An 18732-nucleotide genomic window follows, 5' to 3' on the forward strand; every position below is an offset into this window, starting at 1 on the left:
CTTCAAGTCTTCAACATAATGGGGCTCTTATGGAATACTGAATAATCATCTACATTAACGATACATTCGTACTCTAAACAACAGTATCCCAATGATAAATAACCCCATACTCATGCTACTTAGCCATAATATGGAGGACAGAACATCCTGAAGGGTTTGATCATATAGAACAAAAGCTTTTAGTGCATTCATTGCATGAAAGATTGGAGTTATATGCGCAAGATTTACTAGTAGTTGACTTTCCACTATCTCAATTGGCCAATACGCCCCACCTAGCATGGCAAAACTAACAGCAACAATTGGAGTTAGAGCACTTAATTGTTGCATTGTATTTGACATTCCAACTAAAAGCATCCCCACCGCCATGGTAGTCATGACATATAAAGCTAAGATAATCAAAATACTACCCAAAGCACTTCCCCATTCTATTCCAAGTACATATTTCCCAAAAAGGAAAAGTATAATGATTTGTATATATCCCAAAATAAAGCTATAAATAAAATTAGCAACATATATATTAGGAATAGATACCGGAGAAATAAGCATTCGATCTAGTACTCTGTTTTGTCTATCCTCTATTAATTCACCCAGTGTAAAGATGATGGTGTACATTGTAAAAAATAATGTAAAACCGACTAAGGATTGAAAGGAAGCATCATATTTTACTTCAGAATCACTTTGATAGGCCTCGGCTGTGACTGAGATAGGTGGTTTTTCAGAGAATGATTGTTGTACCAGGGGACTTACATCTGTCAGATTGATTGGTATGTCATTAGGAATGGCTTTAAGGATGGAGTTCGTCACATTCATTTCAGTAGAAAGTTCTGAAGCAGCACTTCGAACAGCTTGCTCGATCAGTTGAACTCCTGCTGTATCTGTCGTTCTTAATATCGTAAATGTCACGGATTTATTAGGTGTGTTTAAACGTTCCACCGTGCTTTGATCGATTACTACTCCTGCATCTACTATTCCATCTACAATAGCCTCATTCATTTCTTTCTCATCCATAAGTATTGCATCGACATCACTTTGTTTATTTATTTTCTCAACTAACCTGTTAGCGATTTGACTTTCATCTTCCATATATATAGGAATTTGTGTTACTTCCTGTGAATTTGACATAGAAAAAAAGTACGTAAATACAATGGGAAGAAACAACATAATAAGGAATAACATTTTATGTTTTCGAAATCCCTTCCATCTAGCCCATAACAACGCCCTCATTAAAACACCTCTTTCTTTCTAAAAACAAGAAAAGCGCTAATAATTAGGAAAACAACGCCATTCAATAGAACAGCTATGATTGAACCAGAAAGTTGTTGAATGGGAACTCCTTGCATCACACCAACAAAGGCTTGTAAGGAAGCACCATTGATTATGTTATTTCCAATTTCCTGGATGATTTCTGGTAAAGTTGCCGTTGAGATAAAACTACCACCTAGCATCGCCAAAAAAGGAATTAATACGCTTTGAAAGATATTAGTTATATCAACTTTAGGGGTATGGAGTGTGAAAACACTTATACAAATCGCTAGAGAGGCGACTCCAATTGAAGACACTAGCATAATAAGAAGTAACGCCCATACATTTCCCCATGATATAGAGAATAGCAATTTAGAAACAGAAAATAAAATAACTAACTGAGAAAAAGATAGACACAGTGCTGATAAAAATCGTCCTACTAACACATCCCATATAGAGGATTTCGATGCACGTATTCGTTGAAAGGTGTGCATTCTCATTTCATCCTTCACATACAACCCAGCATAACTAGCTAAATAGAGCATAAACATGACTGCCATTCCTGCTGTATAATATTGAATACCATTGATGGATGTAAGTCCTTGTAGAGATTTACGCTCTGTGTAAAATTCTTTTCTATCAGAGGAAAAGGATTGATTCATAGCTTCTTCCATACTTTCTCCAAGTTCTTTACGTATGGGAGCATTATCATTCATTAGTTGGACTATTGTGTTTTTCGTAATAACATTTTTTGAAAGTTGGTTGGTGTAAGATTGCACAAGACCTTTTACAATCTCGTTCTGAAGTCCTTCGTTTGGGTTTTGCTTCATTTGCACTTGGACTTGTTTAGGAGATGACATCACCATTGCTTGCAGTACATCTTGATTAAAACTTTCTGGAAATGTGATAACAGCTGTAATCTTGTTAGCATCTAGTAACTGCATTGCTTCATCTATCGAAAGAACTTGATAGTCAATAAGATTTTTTACTTCTTTATTTTCAAGTACTTCATTAAGAAATAGACTAACAAACTCAATGTCTTCTTGAGGGCTATTTATCGGACTTTCACCTTGAGTGATAAACGATTGTATGGAAGGATCGTCAAGTGAAGCTGGACTTGTTTGGTCTACAATAGCGATAGGAATAGAACTAATCTTTGAAGAGCCATTCATAAGCTTACCTACTGAAGCACCTAATAATATCGTTAATACTGCTGGCATGAGCAGTATAATCAATAATGCTTTTCGGTCTTTGATCATCCTCATGATATCTTTTATGGTATGAGCTATAATCACTTCTTCTCCCCCTTAAGCATCTCTTAACGTTTTTCCTGTAAGGTATAAGAAAACATCCTCTAGGCGCGGAGTTTTCACTTCAACATGAAGAATCCTTACTTCTAAATTTTGAGCAATCGTAAAAACTTCAGGTAACAAATCCGCTCCTTGTTTGATTCCAATATCGTACGAATTATCTTTACAATTAACATAGGTAACATCTTCAAGTTGTTCTATTTGCTCCTTAAACGTTGTTTTAACCGGAATAGCACGGATTGTCATGACATCTTGTTGCTCCACTACATTTGTTAATGCTTCTTTTGTGCCAAGAGCAATAATTTCCCCATTATCCATAATAGCAATTCGATCACATAAAAACTCTACTTCTTCCATGTAATGGCTTGTATATATGATTGTCATACCATCCTTACTTAGTTGTTTCACCATTTGCAGAATATGATTTCTTGATTGAGGATCAATCCCAACTGTTGGTTCATCTAATATGAGTAATTCAGGCTTATGGACTAACGCACAAGCAATATTCAAACGTCTTTTCATTCCACCAGAATACGTTTCAATTTTTTCAGTAGCACGATCTGTTAATCCAACTAATTGAAGAACCTCTTGTATTCGATCCACTCTATTTTTTCTTGGGACCTTATACATTTTAGCAAAGAAGTGTAAATTTTCCAGTGCAGTAAACTCAGGATATAAAGCAATTTCCTGTGGTACATATCCAAGTATGTCCCTTATTTGTTGTGGCTTCTCGACAACCGAGGTTTCTTTAAACAAAATATCTCCATCTGTAGGTAGTAATAATGTAGAAATCATAGAGATAGTAGTTGATTTCCCTGCCCCATTTGGACCTAATAAACCTAATACTTCTCCTTTATCAATAGATAAATTAACATTTTGTACAGCACAATGCTTATGGAATTTCTTATGTAAATCTCTTATTTCTAAAAACAATGGTATTCCCCCTTATGGATTCAGAAAAGACGTTTAAATTTGAAGTAGTTTTGGTATTGTATTACCATTAACATGAAGTGTAACTTAGATAGCTAGGAGATGAATAATATGAAATTAACCGTACAAGAAGAAGCAGCAGCATGGTATAAAGAAGAATTAGAATTAACAAACAATACATCGCTCCGATTCTTTGTAAGATACGGAGGGGTTTGTGGACTTCAGCCTGGCTTTTCTTTAGGCATACGACCAGACACTCCTGAAGAACCGATTATGGAGGCAACTGTTAATAACATCCATTTTTATGTCGAGGATGAAGATGCTTGGTATTTTGATCACCATGATGTTAACGTGTATTACGACGAAGATAAAAAGGAACCGAACTTTGAGTATATTGACTCCACTCAATAATACTATTCAATAATGACCAAAAAATCCCCTTCTTACTTGATTGTAAGAAGGGGATTTCTTAATATATTTTAATCTTCTAAATGAAAACGATTGATGTGCTCGTACATGTTCTCTGCTTTTAGGATATTCAATTGTTTCTTACCTAGTAAGTCAAAATGGGGATAGTGAGGATCATTGTGAATCCATTGAGGCTTTAAATCGTATTGCTTGCCCCATTTTGCAAGCTTAACTTTATCAGAACAGCCTACTTTCGTTACAGTTTTAGATTCTGGAAATCGATCATCTAACCAGTAATGGGTAAGAAAAGCAATTTCTCCTGCTTCCACTTTCTGCTTCCATTTTTTAAGCTCGTTTCGTTTCACACCAAACGCCACTAGGCATCACCTTTTGCTTCCAAGTAGGCTTTGTGCCATTCTGGGAATACTCTTCGTATAGAAACTGGACGAAAGTTTTCTTTTTTCACACATACGTGCTGTGTTTTTCCTGTAACAGCTGTTTCTCCATCAGGAGTTTGTATTTCATATGCATAGATTACCTTCAAGCCATCATAATAATCCAGCCATGTTTTCACAGTTGCTGTTTGACCATATCTTAATGGTTGTTTGAATTGAATGTTAGCATCGACAAGTGGCGAAACAATCCCGCTTTTTTCCATTTCATGATAATAAAATCCTAAATCCTCAATAAAAGCCGTTCTACCTATTTCAAACCAAACGAAGTAGTTTGCATGATAGACCACACCCATTTGGTCTGTTTCTTGATAGCGAACTTTTACTTCCGTTTCATTTACCTTCATATCTCTCTCCCTTTCACAGCGTTCCATGCCTTTTGTATATCATCTTGCTTAAGGGTATATATATCTCCCATATCCTTCATATCGATTCGTAACGCCTGGTATTGAACCGCTTCATCAACAAGATTTTTTACGAATCGTCCATTCCCTTCTGTTTGATGTTGCTCAAATTGATTCGTAAGGTAATGTAGAGCATCATCATCAAACGTGTACTGATAAAGACTTGCTTGATATTCACTTATTTCTACCAGCTCTTCAGCTGTGTAGTCCGGAAAATGAAAGAATTTCTTGAACCTAGAAGATAAGCCAGGGTTACTTTGAATCAGTTGTCTCATCTCTTGTTTATATCCAGCTAAAATAACGACAAGGTTTTCATTATGCTTCGTCATCTCATCCACTAGTGTATCAATTGCTTCTTTTCCAAAATCATTCCCACCAGTTTGTAGAAGAGCGTATGCTTCATCTATAAATAAAACTCCACCTAGTGCTTCACGTATTTTCTTCTTGGTTTTGATTGATGTTTGACCTACATATCCAGCTACAAGGTCACTTCGAGAGGCTACTACAACATGACCTCTTTTTAGTAGTCCACAATCTTTTAGGACTTTTGCATAGATGTGTGCAACAGTTGTTTTACCAGTTCCGGGATTGCCCGAGAAAACGGCATGCAGTTGAATTGGAACAGTGGGTAGCCCTTCCTCTTGTCTCTTCTTTTGCAGGCGAACAAAGGAAGACAGCTTGTTCACTTCATCCTTAACTGGTTGTAGTCCAATTAATTGATCAAGTTGATGTAAAGGGTTATCCTCTTGGTTAGAATCTTCTAATAGATGTCGGAAATCATTCTCTTCTAGCCTCATATAATCAAGCCAATTTTGATGGTCAAGCTTTAATTTATTAGCACCTTTATGGAAGATTGTTTGTAGTACTATATTTCGAACTGCTCGCGCATTTCCGAATGATTCATCAACTTTTTGTTTATCGATGGCATTCTGTAATTGTGTTAGCGCATTATTGGTAAAAAAGTAATCATTTTCTAAGGCAGTTGTCTCACCAATATGAACAAGTTCGCTCATTTCATAGTCAGGTAATTCAATGTGATTCTGCTCTGGGAAACGGCTTCTTAAGCCAGGGTTACTCCAAAGGAATTGACGCATTTCTTCTGGATAACCTGCTAAGATAACAGCAAATGTGTCCCCGTACTCTTTACTGGTCATAGCTGATACTAGTGTATCAATCACTGCCTGGCCATAGTCATTTCCTGTTTGACCTTCTCGCTTCAAACTATAAGCTTCATCTATAAACAGAACTCCACCACTTGCTTGTTTAACATAATTCATAGTATTTTCCTCAGTTTGACCTACATAAGAACCTACAAGGTGTGAACGATTAACTTCAATAACATCCTTTGTCTCTAATAAACCAAGCTCATAATAAATATTAGCAAGGAGGCGTGCAATAGTCGTTTTTCCTGTGCCTGGATTACCTGTGATAATCATATGCAGCTCTGGCTCATCCACCATATGAAAGCCCAAGTGCTTCCGGTGCTGTTGATATTTCAAATAATGATAATATCGTTCGATATATTGTTTAATTTCATATAAGCCTACCATATCATCTAATTGACTTAACGCATTTCTGGATTCTTCCCCTTGAAAAGCCACAGGTAATATCTGTTTAAGATCTTCTTTCAATGAATCCAATGTCCTAAGCAATTGATTAATCGACGTTGTGGAAACATGATTGGCCCCATTCATTTCGTTTGCTTTAAAAGGATCTATCTCTCTCAGCATTTCATCTAATGCCTCTTGTACCTTTATAAGAATTGATGTAGAGTAATTATCCTTTGAACTAGGATAAGTAGTCGAATGAGTAGTCCAATCTTCCTCCAATGCCTCAACCTTTTGTTCAATTGCTTGTAGTTTTTTTCGTTTTACAGATTGGTGATCGGCCTCATGCAACATAAATGAGGTAAAATTACTACTTTCAATTAAGGAATAATGAGAAATGATATCTAACATTTCTTCTATCTGATATAAAATTGGATCACTGTCCGTGTAAGTCTTCCCTTGTTGAACAAACTCTTTTGCTATCGTTTCATGATTAATATGACTTCGTTTCAATCGATCATAGGCAATTAAGCCATACAAACGGCTTATTATATCATATGGGAGTGTAACTTCTTCATGTAGATGGGAATCTATCCACCGCAAAGCTTCTGATTCATCAATAGGCGGATCGGCTGAAAGATTCGTCCATTCTCTTATATGTTGTATTGGTAGTTGGTCTATTGTCATGTCATCACCCTTATTTAGGTATTCCATTCACATATTTTATCATAGCTATTGGGTGAAGTTGATTATTCTGCATATAACTGAAGATATGTATATTGAGTTTATTACTTTTCTAAAGTGAACTAATACAATGTGAAAAAACCCTGTTTACGCAACAGGGTTTTCTAAGCTATTTACGTTCATTTTGTTGACGTTGGCGAGCTTCGTCTTTTATTTCATTTCGCATGGAATTAATGGATTCTTCTCGACGTTTGTTTTTAGCTTCAATCTTTTGTTTTTCTTCCTCTGATGCAAATTGCATCGTATCATGAGCTTCTTCAATATTCTCTATAGTATTTTGCACCTTTTCTTGAAGTTTCTCTACATTATCACTACGATCATCAGGATTTACAGGTTGTTGTTTATGACTCATGATTTTTCCTCCTTATTTTTTCCCTTTTGTTTTGATTACTTTTGGTTTGTGAGTATTTTGTATTTGCATCTGTTTACCTTTATTTCCGCCTGCTTCTCTTGATTGAGTCCCTAAATGACTAGGCACAAAATGTTTTGAATCTTTTTTTGGGTTTCCCATTGATGTACCTCCTTTCATAATGAAGAAGTACATCAATAGTGTTTGTTAACATAGGTTAAATATACAAAAACAGATAACCATGTTGGTTATCTGTTTAATGTATCATTCATGCGTTTTTCTATTTTTTCCTCAATTTTACCCATTAACTTTTCATCTTCAATTATAGCTTTACGATTGAGTTTGATTAAATCCTCAAATGAAGGCTTCTTTTTTCTGCCCATAAGAGTCGCTCCTTTAAAATTTAGTTAGTAAAGGATTACCCTAATTTTCAGAAAATATACTTCTTCACATAACGTTAATTCATTTTAGACATTTTATCTTTCATAAAATCATAACTCATTGGCCCTACTTTTGTAGATTGTTGTATAGTTCCATCTTTTCCAATAAAGTACGTTGTTGGCAGTGCTTGGGCTCTGTAAAGGGAGTTGGCTTTCATTTCAGGATCTAATAGGACTTTAAAGGTGTAGCCTTCCTCCTCAATAAATTGTTTAACTTTTTCTTTGCTTGTTTCTGTTCCTGTGGCATTCACTGCTATAATCGTTACCTCATCCCCGTATTTCTCATGAAACGTTTGCATTTCAGGCATTTCTACTTTACAAGGCGGGCACCATGTAGCCCAAAAGTTAAGGAACACAGGCTCCCCTTCAAAGTCAGAAAGATGAACTGTTTCACCATCAAGCGTCTCTAGCTCAACATCTGGAGCCTTTTCCCCTACTTTCAATCCTTCAGGAGCATCAGGTGGTGAAATAGAAGCTCCCTCTCCTTCTGAATACTCCGACTCAATCATTTTTAGTTCTCCATTCTGACTAGCCTGGTCCTTCTTCGAACTTGCGTCGAGGACACTATAAATGGTAAAACCAAACAATATTAGCAAGATACCACCTGCGAGAGTTCTTTTTATCATGTTCTTTCACTTCCTTCTGTGGCTCAATTTAAAATCAATAAAGAATATAACTGACCAAATAATAAAAACAATCCATATTTTCATATCTATCTCTTGACTATTAAAGAACAGTTGCGATGTAATCCATCCAGCACTGCCCCACTGCAACACACGTAAAGAGTGTTGGATATCATTCAAACTAGTCCTATACCAATAGGTGAGTGCAGTTAAGATAAAATACATTCCAATTAGTGCATGTAAATAATGAATTGTGAAGATTAGTGAATATAGCATACTATACGTGCCAAACCAAAACAATAAACCGGATATCCCCATTTGCAATCTAGGTGTAAAAAGTGAAAGTACATTTGATGTGGACTTATAAAAAGAATAGCCCCCTATTACAATACCAATAACTAGTCCAAGTATCCCCCCGTCAAAATATATCAGTCTAAGGGGATAGTGTATGGTTTCTATGGGATGAATAAGAACATAACTTACTTTCCAAATGATGACCACCCATAAGACGGAATATGCCCATTCTATAGGGGTTGTCCACTTCTTAGTAGATGTATATTTTATTTGTAACAAATAGATCCAACCCATAGCAAGAATGGCAGATGCGATTATGACTAGCGTTTTTAATGGCAAAGAGATTGGGCCTATTTGTAATACGTGGTACATCTCTCCGCTCCTTTATACATATCATGGTATTTATATTAAGGATAACCGACAATTATGTAAAGATATTGAGTTATTTATAACTAAATTGTCAATAATTATAGAGTTAGTGAAAAAAGAAAAAATCATACTAGTGGATTTAACTCAAGGAACAAAATCTTAGGGCAGTCCCTTAGCGAAAAACACCAGGAAATTTGCTAGTCGCTTGGAGCTGGAAATGGCAACATCACTAGATCAGGTTATCCACATAAATTAACTCATTTATTGTATGCTAAACGAATAAAAAGAAGCCGCATGAGCGACTTCTTTTATGTTCAAATTTATGTGGTTTGTAACTTATCACGTAATACTTTTTGTAAGATTCCTCCGTGACGATAGTAGTCAATTTCAACACCACTATCGAAACGTGCAATGACGTTAAATTCTGTTTTATTTCCTTGTTCATCTGTAGCTGTAACTTCTACTAGGTCATGAGGTTTTACGTTCTCATCAATTTTAATATCAAAGGATTCCTCACCAGTTAAGCCAAGAGAATCAGCACTATCTCCGTCTTTGAACTGTAATGGAAGTACACCCATCATAACTAAGTTTGAACGGTGAATACGCTCAAAACTTTCTGCGATAACTGTCTTGATACCTAGTAGATCTGTACCTTTTGCAGCCCAGTCACGAGAACTTCCCATGCCATAATCGTTACCAGCTACTACAAGTAAGCCTGTTCCATCTTGTTGATACTTCATGGCAGCATCATAGATAGGCATTACTTCACCAGTAGGCCAATAAGTTGTGAATCCGCCCTCTGTACCAGGAGCTAACTTGTTACGAATACGTATATTTGCAAACGTACCACGCATCATAACTTCATGATTACCACGACGAGACCCATAAGAGTTGAAATTGCGTGGGGATACGCCTTTTTCTTGCAAGTACTGACCAGCTGGCATATCTTTTGCAATCGCACCCGCTGGGGAGATGTGGTCTGTTGTTACAGAATCACCAAATTTCCCAATAGCACGAAGGTTGTTCAAGCTCTTCACTTCATCTGGATCTTTTGCCAATCCTTCAAAGAATGGAGGATTTTGAATATACGTAGAATTTTCGTCCCAGTCATATAAAGGTTCATCTGTCGTTTGAATTTCATTCCATTTTTCGTTTGAATCAAAGACATTTTCGTATTCTTTACGGAAAATCTCAGGATTAACGTTCTTATCAATCTCTGCCTTTATTTCATCCATCGTTGGCCAGATATCGTTAAAGTAAACGTCTTTTCCATCCTGGTCTGTTCCAATTGGTTCATTCTTAAGATCAACATCTACAGTACCTGCTAGCGCATATGCTACAACTAGTGGTGGTGAAGCAAGATAGTTTGCTTTCACTAATGGGTGAATGCGTCCTTCAAAGTTACGGTTACCTGATAATACGGAAGAAACGGTTAAATCGTTATCTGCGATAGCTTGTTCAATCTCTGGAGCAAGTGGTCCAGAGTTACCAATACATGTTGTACAACCATACCCAACAAGGTTAAAGCCTAACGTCTCAAGGTAACGCATTAGTCCAGAGTCTTCTAAATAACGTGTTACAACTTTGGAACCAGGAGCTAACGATGTTTTGACATATTCAGGCACTTCTAGCCCTTTCTCAACAGCTTTTTTCGCGATGAGACCAGCGCCTAACATTACATGTGGGTTGGATGTATTGGTACAGGATGTAATAGCTGCAATCGCCACCCCACCTGTTTTCATTACAGAAGATTTCCCGTTAGGATGCTCTATGGTAACTTCTTTGTCCTTCTCTTGCTCACTTAAACCAAATCCTTGGTTTCCTTCAGGTGCTGTTAGAGCTTTGTTGAATGACTCTTTCATTTCTGATAATGGAATAAGGTCTTGAGGACGCTTTGGTCCAGATAAGTTTGGTTCAAGTTCACTAAGTTCGATCTCCACTAGATCTGTAAACTCAGGATCTTCTTGGTCAGGCGTATAGAAAAGATCATTTTCTTTACAATATTGCTCGACCAATTGAATATGCTCTTCAGAACGTCCTGTTAGACGTAAGTATTCAAGTGATTCTTTATCTACTGGGAAGAAGCCACAAGTAGCTCCGTATTCTGGTGCCATATTTGAGATGGTTGCGCGATCAGCAAGTGGCATATCAGAAAGACCAGGTCCAAAGAATTCAACAAATTTTCCAACTACATTTTTCTGGCGTAGCTTTTGCGTTACTTTTAACGCAAGGTCTGTAGCTGTTGTTCCTTGTGGGAAGCTTCCTGTAAGCTTAACTCCAATAACTTCTGGAGCAGGGAAATAAGAAGGTTGTCCAAGCATTCCAGCTTCAGCTTCAATGCCTCCAACACCCCAGCCAAGAACACCTAGACCATTAATCATAGTTGTGTGTGAGTCTGTACCTACTAATGTATCAGGATATGTTTCATATTCACCATTCTCATTTTCTAAAGCATGTACCACGTTTGCGATATATTCAAGGTTTACTTGGTGGACGATTCCTGTTGCTGGTGGAACTGCCTCATAGTTATCGAACGCTTTTTTGGCCCAATTAAGGAATTCATAACGCTCTTTGTTACGTTCAAATTCTAGTTCCATGTTTCGCTGTAGTGCGTTTTCAGTACCATACTCATCGACTTGTACAGAGTGGTCAATAACAAGGTCCACTGGAACCTCTGGATTGATTTTCTCAGGGCTTCCACCCATGTCTACCATTGCTTTACGTAACGAAGCCAAGTCTACTACTGCGGGAACTCCTGTAAAGTCTTGTAGAATGACACGAGATGGTTTAAATGGTACATCTACGCTTTCTGCATCTTTGCTTCCCCACTTAGCTAATTTTTCAATATGTTCCCTTTGAATCACTTCACCATCTTGTTGACGAAGAACCGATTCTAAAAGGACTCGAATGGAGTATGGAAGACGTGAAATTTTACCATATCCAGCATCTTCTAACGTTTTAAGCTTGTAATAGTTATACGTTTTACCATTCAGTTCAAATTGCTTGCGTGCATTATAAGTATCATTTGCTGCCATAAACTGTTTACCCCCTAAATGAAATTAAATCGAAAAGCCTACATGGCTTCTCCTACCCCATTATGTCACTATCAGATTAATTTCAAGAAAAATCTGCAACTAACATTTTAAATGAAAACGATTTATAAGTAAAATATTTCGTTACAATTTTCCTAATAATAATTGTAATAGGAGGTGAGCATATGAATAGTAAACGAAAAGCCAATCATTCAAGGCCAGGTATGAACGCAGCAAAAGCCCAAGGAAATGGTGCAGGATACAATGAAGAGATTCCTCAACAACCTCTTAAACCAGAGGAACGGATGAACAATAAGAAACGCAAAAAAAACCAGTAACCTTTATCGCTATCAAAAAATATTACAAAAAATCCTAGTACAAACAATAACCTGTTGTACTAGGATTTTTCCATTGCACGTGTACTCTAATATTATTTCTACTTACTGTGTTTTTTGAACGTCATTCATAATCGATTGCAAATCATGCTGATATTGCTTTAATTGATCATATTGATGTTCACTAGCCACTTCTAACGCTTTATCAATTTGAACAAATGCCTCGTTCATTTCTTGAGTCAAATGAGCAAGTTCTTTTCCATACTCAGATTTCCCAATGGAGGTCATTCGTTCTTGATTGGCATCAATGGCTTGTTTAAAACCTTGCTGTGCAGCTTGAAAAGCCTGTTGTTTATCTTTGTGATAAGGCATAAGGTACACACTCCTTTTACATTTATGTAATAGTGTATCTCATAGACCAAGAAACCATACATAAGCGTCTCGCGAATAGTTTGAACAAGGATATCAAAAACTATATAGAAACACAAAGGAGGCGAGCACATGTCAGGAAAACCAAAAGGTCCAAAACAACAAGACCGTGTTGATTTACCTAAAAGCCCAAAACAGCCTTACGGTGAACCGTTAAGTGGAAACCATAAGGTGAAAAACAAAAACCACACCCGTCAAAAAAACCACTCTTCCCATGATATGTAGAAAAATATATAAAGAATAAAAGTTCAAGGTGCCGTTATGCAACGTATATCACGGGGACCTTATAACTTCTTAGACGACAAAAAGTCAGTGAAGCTGTACAGCTTCACTGACTTTTTTCCGATATTACTTTACTATTTAAAATAGTAATTCCTTCATCTAACAAATATGTATAATAGCCTTGGTCTTTATTATGCTGTTTATATATATGCATTATTTCTTTTATCCACGTAAAACAATCGATAAGAAGTTCTGTTTTAATACCTCTAGAACTCAATACAGAATCTGTCCATTTAACATAATCAAAAAAGATTGAATCCATTCTAAATTCTGAGGCTGCTTCCAAATGCTCAATATGATACAACGTATCCTGTCTAATATGTTCTAACTTTTCCTGATCATAAATAGATAATAGCTTAGGATATTTTTCTAGAAAGCTCGAATAAACATGTTGGATGGTTTCATCCTTCATCATTGTTGTGAACATTTGACACTCCAATCCCTTTAAGTAATGGATTCTACAAAAATAAATTAGAAATGATTAGTTTGCATTTTCGACTATAGCGGGTAAAAGTACACGAAATATACTTCCATTTGGATGATGATCATGTATTTCTAATTTCCCATTGTGTTTCTCTAAAATTTGATGGGTAATCATTAGACCTAGCCCAGTACCATTTTTTTTCGTTGTGAAAAAAGGTTCTTTTATTTTGTTAATCAAGTGCTTTGGTACTCCAGGGCCTTCATCGATAACATCTATAAATATGAAGTGATCTTTTGTATAAGTTAAGATTGTTATTTTCCCGCCATTTTCCATTACTTCAACAGCATTCTTTATTAAATTAATAAAAACTTGCTTAATTTGCGATCTATCACAAGAAACCATATACTCTTCCTCACATTGGAGATCCAAGTCTATATGATGAAGTTTTGCCTGTGATTGTAACAATGTGCAAACATCTTGAATCATTGAGAATAGTGACTCGCTTTTACGCTCATTAGTCATTGGTTTTGAAATGAACAATAGCTCGGATGTAATTGTTTCCATCTTTTCAATTTCTTCGTTCATAATTGTATAATAGCCATCTTTCCCATCAGATCCAACTTGAAGTAGCTGAAGGAACCCTTTTAACGAGGTTAAAGGATTACGAATTTCATGTGCAATACCAGCAGCTAATTGACCGGCGACGGACATTTTCTCTGAACGTATCATCATTTCTTCCGCTTCTTTTTTATCCGATATATCTCTAATTAATGCGAGTATTTCTCCTCCCGCATCCCCTTCTTGTAACGATAATATCGTTTCAACCCAAATATACTTTCCGCTTTTTTGTTTTACTTGAAGATCAATGGTTTTAGGTATGGTGGGATTTTCCCAAAAAGTTTCCTTGAGCTTTTCTTGATCTTGTGGTGAAAAGTAGTCAAGTGCGTTTTGATCAATAAGGTCATTGGGCTCAAATCCTAATAGTCGTTTAACGGAAGAGGATAGATATTGAAAATTCCCTTGTTTGTCACATACACAAATCACATCAAATCCGTATTCGTCTATCCAATTATGATAAGAGCCAGGTAAATCAGATAGGGAAACGTAGTATTTATTTGATGTGTAATCTTTATTAGTATGAATATCGTTGTTATTAATTGGTTGTCGAGAATGATTACTCATCCATCCGCCCCCTAACCTTTACAGGACATACTAACATTTTATCCCACAAAATTCACTTTCTTCAAGAAAAGTTGTAAAAAAACATAAAAATTTATAATAATATAGTTTGAAACGGATTACATTTCATTCTCTTGTCATTCTATTCCAAACATTTTATAATATTCCTGTCGAATTATAAACTCTTATACATTACGTATAGCTTTATAGACCTTTAGGGTTTTCTGTGCTATTCTAACCATAATAAGGACGAGTTAGAAAAGGTGATTGAATTGAGTACCGTATTTGCCATTTTTATTGTGTTATGGACCTGTACGATGGTAGGGCTCTTAGCAGTTGGCGGTTATTTTATGTTCCGTAAATTCCTCAAACGTCTGCCAAAGGACGATGGAAAGTCTATTATTGATTGGGAGGAACATTACATTAATGAAACCCTACATATGTGGGGAGAAGAACAAAGAGCTTTTCTAGAAGAGCTTGTAACACCTGTTCCTGAACTTTTTAGAGATGTTGCCAGACAAAAGATTGCAGGACGAATCTCTCAAGTTGCTGTTGAAAAGAATAAAAATGCTATTACTCAAGAAGTGATTATTGAAGGGTATATTTTAGCGACACCTAAACGTGATCACAAATTTCTTAAACAGACGTTAGATGAAAAAAATATAGATGTCCAACCCTATTTACCATTATTCGAAAAATAACCCTCGCTCTAGCGAGGGTTATTTTTGTGCTGCAATATCCTGCGTGCTTTTTGAGCGTTTAACCTCTTTTTCCAGACGTACATATTTAAAGAGCATAGCAATACGCCAAGATACTATCATACCAAACGCTAATAAGAAAAACATGCCACTAGTCTCTCCTATAGAGACTGTTTGTCCAATAATGAGCTTTAACACTATACGTAAGATTAAGAGACCAATCAATATAAAAACAAACGCTTTAGAAGGTTTTAAATAAATGTCTTGTTCTCTTACTTCGAACTTAGATGTCTTGATTAAGAAAATAGAAAACAAAATCCCCACTGACATAGCTTCTAAAACCTGTGTACCTTGTACTTGGAAAGGCTCGAATAAAAACATTAGGGCTCCTGTACTCATGAAAATTGGGGGCAATATAATTTTTTTTATGGAAGCAGGCTTTTTAGCAGCTCGCATTCGTATAAAAATCATCATTGTTGCCATAAATGCAGCAACAACTGTACTAGCAATAACCCACATAACATCCACTCTTTCTAAAGTCCATAAACTTATGTACACTAAACCATTAGCCTAGTACACGATTGATTGCTTCTAACACTCTACTTTCATCAAATGGTTTGACGATAAAATCTTTAGCCCCTGCTTCAATTGCTTCTACAACCATTTTTTGTTGCCCCATTGCTGAGCACATGACTATTTTAGCTTTCGGATTGTTTGATAATATTTTTTTCATTGCATCTAGACCATTGAGTTCTGGCATTGTGATATCCATTGTTACTAAGTCCGGCTGCTCAGCTTCAAACATCTCAACAGCTTGTGTGCCATTTTCAGCTTCGCCAACCACATGATGTTCTCCTTTTTGTAAGATGTTTGACAAAGTCAATCTCATGAATTTAGCATCATCTACAATTAAAATTCTAGCCAAGCCAATCCCTCCCCTACGTTGTATTCCGTTTATTGATCGTTTGCTATTGATAGTATAATGGTTAACGTAATACCTACGACTGTTAAATATACGCCTAAATCAAATAACAAGGCCGTCGCCAGTTCTACTTCCCCAAGAATAGGAATATGTGAAAAATGCGCAAAGGTTTGACTAAGAAATGGTTCATTGTACAAGAAGGAACCCATACCAGTTAGCACGGCAGTTAACAATCCCACTGGAATGAGATAACGGAAGTTTATTGGTATGATTTTTTTTACAGATTCAAATCCGTATGTCATGTACATCAAAACTACTGCAGCTGCTGTCATTAGCCCCCCTATAAATCCTCCGCCTGGAGCATTATGACCAGCGATAAATAGATAAACAGAAAATGCCAATAGTATAAAGGCAATTAGTATAGTTGTGGTTCGTAAAATTAAGTCATTCGTCCTCATTGACACTTCTCCTTTATTACAACATATCTTTATGATAATACAAATGATAGCACAATGCCATCATCGATTAAAAACCAGTAAAACCAAACAGTCCTGCAAGGTATGAGGTTAGCTTTGTCATTAAGTCAAAAAATAAAAATACTCCCATAAAAATCATCACATAACCGCCAATTTTTACAAGCTTGGCACTGTTTTGCTTAATCCAGTTAATTTGCCCAATGAAAAAGGATAGAAGTAGAAACGGAACAGAGAATCCTAATGAATAAGCAATCATGTAAACAACACTACTTCCCGGATTTGAAGCTGCTAATGCGAGTACAGACCCAAGAATAGGTCCTGTACAAGGAGTCCACCCCATTGAAAATGCCATACCAATTACAAGTGATCCTAAATAGCCACCAGGTCTATTTTTAAAATGAATTTTACGATCTTTCATTAGGAATTCAAAGTTAAATACACCAATAATAACAAAACCAAAGAAGACAATTAAGATTGCTCCTATTTGCCGGATAAGATCCTGATATTGATAAAGAAATTCTCCTATAAAGCTTGTTGAATAACCCAAAACAATGAAAATACTAGAAAAACCAATTAAGAAAAAGATTGTATGTAATACACTTCTTCTATTGAGCATTGCATTTTCTGATTTTAATTCATTTACACTCATACCAGTTATATAAGAAAGAAAAGCTGGGTATAGCGGTAACACACATGGAGATATAAACGATAAGAACCCTGCTCCAAACGCTAGAAATATATTTAAATCTGACACACCTTAACACCCTTTCAAACAAGTAAAATAAACAGCCCTTAATAGAAACCATTTATTGTACTTTTTAGTCTACTTGTAATTGTAAATAAAAAACACGTTTCATACTATGATAAGTAATTACAAGTTTATGACGTTTTTGTGAAGCTTGTGTTTTATCACTATAAAAGCTTCATTTACTCTAGTAATAATATAAAATCCTTCTTCAAAATAGAAGAAGGATTTTATGATTACCATTTATTTTTGCTGCTGTTGGTTATTCATGGCTCGCATCATCTGATTAATTTTCTTCTGAGATGGCTTCTGCCCCATCTGCATCATTAACGTACGTAGCATTTGTTCATTAATTGGCGGGTTTTTCTTTAAATAGTTCATCATGTACTTTCTAGCAATAAAAAAGCCTAGCGCAACGCCTGCTAGAAGTGTTATGAGGGCAATAACAATAACCCAAATGGTACCCATAATTCAAATTTCCTCCTTCGTGTTGTCTCTCAAACATTATAGTAAATCACCAGAGAGAATACAATAGGAGCCTAAAGAATAGCTTCTTTTTTAATCGGTGCTACCCATCCATAATGACTATAAGTAGTGTCTATAATAAAAAACGACGGATGTATAGCCCTGAGTGTATCAAATAAGACCTCTTCTGCCTGATGTAAACTCTCTGCATAGAAACAAACTTCACGATCATTTTTTTGTGTTAATCGAACGGATTTTCCTTGATGTTGTATATAAAATGAGGCTTCATTTTCTTCAAAAGATAACTCCACAGGCTTACGTAGTTTTGTTGCGATATGTTGAATAAGAAGATCTAAAGGTAACGGTTTGATTACTTCATTAAATTGCAATTGATAAACAGAGCTTCCTTGATTATGTTTCCACTCTTGTAAAAACTGAAACAGAACACTTGTTTTATGAAAATAATGATATGAAAATTCATCTTTCACCCAATAAATCGTATATTCACGCATTGCCTGTCCCTCCTATTAGAGTCATAGTACCCTAATAAAAGTAAAAAATGTGTCAAATATGGTAAGTAATGTTTTGATTTTTTTGTCGAAAAACAACTCCCTGCTTTTATAACAGGGAGTT

At 36.0% G+C, this 18732-nt stretch carries 25 protein-coding genes; 4 read left to right on the forward strand and 21 right to left on the reverse strand.

All coding sequences use genetic code 11. The features are described 5' to 3' along the window. Positions 1–54: 54 nt before the first annotated feature. Genes N782_RS20635 through N782_RS06035 form a run of 3 tightly spaced genes read right to left on the reverse strand, consistent with a single transcriptional unit; the run spans position 55 to position 3485 of the window. On the reverse strand, positions 55–1176 hold the full coding sequence (locus N782_RS20635; protein WP_237582589.1) for an ABC transporter permease: 1122 nt from the start codon (positions 1174–1176) through the stop codon (positions 55–57). Between the two features lie 47 nt (positions 1177–1223). Further along, positions 1224–2537 (reverse strand): ABC transporter permease, encoded by a 1314-nt coding sequence (locus N782_RS06030; protein ID WP_036817451.1) that lies wholly within the window; start codon positions 2535–2537, stop codon positions 1224–1226. Between the two features lie 12 nt (positions 2538–2549). Then, a complete protein-coding gene (locus N782_RS06035; RefSeq protein ID WP_036817455.1) occupies positions 2550–3485 on the reverse strand; it encodes an ABC transporter ATP-binding protein in 936 nt (311 codons plus the stop codon). Positions 3486–3593: 108 nt separating this feature from the next. On the opposite strand from N782_RS06035, the gene N782_RS06040 reads away from it, so the two are divergent. Then, entirely contained in the window at positions 3594–3893 is a 300-nt protein-coding gene (locus N782_RS06040) for a HesB/YadR/YfhF family protein (protein WP_036817457.1), read from the forward strand. 68 nt (positions 3894–3961) lie between these two features. On the opposite strand, the gene N782_RS06045 is transcribed toward N782_RS06040, so the two are convergent. The 9 genes from N782_RS06045 to acnA form a co-directional block, all read right to left on the reverse strand. Next, complete coding sequence (locus N782_RS06045) at positions 3962–4267, reverse strand: hypothetical protein (protein ID WP_036817459.1); 306 nt, start codon at positions 4265–4267, stop codon at positions 3962–3964. Beyond that, a complete protein-coding gene (locus N782_RS06050; protein WP_036817461.1) occupies positions 4267–4689 on the reverse strand; it encodes an acyl-CoA thioesterase in 423 nt (140 codons plus the stop codon). Before N782_RS06050 ends, N782_RS06045 begins: the two co-directional genes overlap by 1 nt. Next, positions 4686–6980 carry an AAA family ATPase gene (locus N782_RS06055; protein ID WP_036817462.1) on the reverse strand — a complete coding sequence of 765 codons (2295 nt, stop codon included), beginning with the start codon at positions 6978–6980 and terminating at the stop codon, positions 4686–4688. Before N782_RS06055 ends, N782_RS06050 begins: the two co-directional genes overlap by 4 nt. Positions 6981–7146: 166 nt before the next feature. Further along, positions 7147–7389 carry a small acid-soluble spore protein Tlp gene (tlp, locus tag N782_RS06060; RefSeq protein ID WP_036817464.1) on the reverse strand — a complete coding sequence of 81 codons (243 nt, stop codon included), beginning with the start codon at positions 7387–7389 and terminating at the stop codon, positions 7147–7149. Between the two features lie 12 nt (positions 7390–7401). Next, positions 7402–7548, reverse strand: coding sequence for an acid-soluble spore protein N (locus tag N782_RS06065; protein WP_036817466.1), 147 nt, complete (start codon positions 7546–7548; stop codon positions 7402–7404). Between the two features lie 86 nt (positions 7549–7634). Continuing rightward, complete coding sequence (locus N782_RS20965; protein WP_084102996.1) at positions 7635–7769, reverse strand: FbpB family small basic protein; 135 nt, start codon at positions 7767–7769, stop codon at positions 7635–7637. Between the two features lie 74 nt (positions 7770–7843). Next, complete coding sequence (locus N782_RS06070) at positions 7844–8452, reverse strand: TlpA family protein disulfide reductase (RefSeq protein WP_036817468.1); 609 nt, start codon at positions 8450–8452, stop codon at positions 7844–7846. Positions 8453–8458: 6 nt separating this feature from the next. Continuing rightward, positions 8459–9115, reverse strand: coding sequence for a hypothetical protein (locus N782_RS06075; RefSeq protein ID WP_036817474.1), 657 nt, complete (start codon positions 9113–9115; stop codon positions 8459–8461). A 317-nt stretch (positions 9116–9432) separates the two neighbouring features. After that, a complete protein-coding gene (acnA, locus tag N782_RS06080; protein WP_036817475.1) occupies positions 9433–12147 on the reverse strand; it encodes an aconitate hydratase AcnA in 2715 nt (904 codons plus the stop codon). 182 nt (positions 12148–12329) lie between these two features. Between acnA and sspO the strand changes: the two genes are divergently transcribed. Then, positions 12330–12482 carry a small acid-soluble spore protein O gene (sspO, locus tag N782_RS06085; protein ID WP_036817476.1) on the forward strand — a complete coding sequence of 51 codons (153 nt, stop codon included), beginning with the start codon at positions 12330–12332 and terminating at the stop codon, positions 12480–12482. Between the two features lie 102 nt (positions 12483–12584). Here the strand turns inward: sspO and N782_RS06090 are convergent, their stop codons facing one another. Then, positions 12585–12851 (reverse strand): hypothetical protein, encoded by a 267-nt coding sequence (locus N782_RS06090; RefSeq protein WP_036817482.1) that lies wholly within the window; start codon positions 12849–12851, stop codon positions 12585–12587. A gap of 129 nt (positions 12852–12980) precedes the next feature. Here N782_RS06090 and N782_RS06095 point away from each other — a divergent pair, with 129 nt between their 5' ends. Then, the gene (locus tag N782_RS06095) at positions 12981–13133 is read left to right on the forward strand and encodes a small acid-soluble spore protein P (RefSeq protein WP_036817484.1); all 153 of its coding nucleotides are present in this window, start codon (positions 12981–12983) and stop codon (positions 13131–13133) included. Between the two features lie 103 nt (positions 13134–13236). Here N782_RS06095 and N782_RS06100 read toward each other — a convergent pair whose 3' ends face one another. Together N782_RS06100 and N782_RS06105 are read right to left on the reverse strand one after the other, a co-directional pair. Next, the gene (locus tag N782_RS06100) at positions 13237–13617 is read right to left on the reverse strand and encodes a hypothetical protein (RefSeq protein WP_036817485.1); all 381 of its coding nucleotides are present in this window, start codon (positions 13615–13617) and stop codon (positions 13237–13239) included. Positions 13618–13671: 54 nt separating this feature from the next. Beyond that, a complete protein-coding gene (locus N782_RS06105; protein WP_036817489.1) occupies positions 13672–14796 on the reverse strand; it encodes an ATP-binding protein in 1125 nt (374 codons plus the stop codon). Between the two features lie 269 nt (positions 14797–15065). Between N782_RS06105 and N782_RS06110 the strand changes: the two genes are divergently transcribed. Further along, entirely contained in the window at positions 15066–15494 is a 429-nt protein-coding gene (locus N782_RS06110) for a DUF2621 domain-containing protein (RefSeq protein WP_036817586.1), read from the forward strand. Positions 15495–15512: 18 nt separating this feature from the next. Here N782_RS06110 and N782_RS06115 read toward each other — a convergent pair whose 3' ends face one another. The 6 genes from N782_RS06115 to sirA all read right to left on the reverse strand — a co-directional run bounded on the left by N782_RS06115 (position 15513) and on the right by sirA (position 18611). Then, positions 15513–16010, reverse strand: a complete 498-nt coding sequence (locus N782_RS06115; protein WP_036817492.1) for a CcdC family protein — start codon at positions 16008–16010, stop codon at positions 15513–15515. Positions 16011–16056: 46 nt separating this feature from the next. Beyond that, positions 16057–16416, reverse strand: a complete 360-nt coding sequence (locus tag N782_RS06120; protein ID WP_036817494.1) for a response regulator — start codon at positions 16414–16416, stop codon at positions 16057–16059. Between the two features lie 29 nt (positions 16417–16445). After that, positions 16446–16871, reverse strand: a complete 426-nt coding sequence (locus N782_RS06125; protein WP_036817496.1) for a Na(+)/H(+) antiporter subunit B — start codon at positions 16869–16871, stop codon at positions 16446–16448. A gap of 67 nt (positions 16872–16938) precedes the next feature. Further along, positions 16939–17643, reverse strand: a complete 705-nt coding sequence (locus tag N782_RS06130; RefSeq protein ID WP_036817497.1) for a cytochrome c biogenesis CcdA family protein — start codon at positions 17641–17643, stop codon at positions 16939–16941. Positions 17644–17877: 234 nt separating this feature from the next. Continuing rightward, entirely contained in the window at positions 17878–18102 is a 225-nt protein-coding gene (locus N782_RS06135; protein WP_036817499.1) for a YneF family protein, read from the reverse strand. A 71-nt stretch (positions 18103–18173) separates the two neighbouring features. Next, the gene (gene sirA, locus N782_RS06140) at positions 18174–18611 is read right to left on the reverse strand and encodes a sporulation inhibitor of replication protein SirA (RefSeq protein ID WP_036817501.1); all 438 of its coding nucleotides are present in this window, start codon (positions 18609–18611) and stop codon (positions 18174–18176) included. Between the last annotated feature and the right edge of the window lie 121 nt (positions 18612–18732).

This window comes from Pontibacillus yanchengensis Y32 (genome assembly GCF_000770635.1).
Taxonomy (GTDB): Bacteria; Bacillota; Bacilli; order Bacillales; family BH030062; genus Pontibacillus; species Pontibacillus yanchengensis.